The sequence below is a fragment of the Microbacterium sp. GbtcB4 genome, from assembly GCF_019091465.1.
In the GTDB taxonomy this organism is placed as follows: domain Bacteria; phylum Actinomycetota; class Actinomycetes; order Actinomycetales; family Microbacteriaceae; genus Microbacterium; species Microbacterium paraoxydans.
The window spans coordinates 1-228 of sequence record NZ_JAGXJJ010000831.1; the positions used below are offsets into that span (position 1 = coordinate 1).

Here is a 228-nt window from a genome sequence, read left to right on the forward strand (position 1 = left end):
TCTCCCGCCGCCGCAGCGTGCCCGATGCCCAGCAGCAGGATGTGCAGACCCACCAACCAGAACGACCAGAAGCCGCCCTGTCGATGAAACCGCGTGATCCCCTCACGCCCAAACCCCCGCTCGAACAGCGGAACCTTTGCCATCAACAACACCTGATAGAGCAACAGGTTCGCTGCGACAAGCCCGGAGAGCCGTCCCAGAGTGGTTACGCTCTCCGCAGAGAAACTG

1 pseudogene is annotated in these 228 nt (G+C 62.3%); it reads right to left on the reverse strand.

The window, feature by feature from the left end:
* A pseudogene (locus KVS71_RS19780) lies at positions 1-228 on the reverse strand (oxidoreductase); the annotation flags it as partial.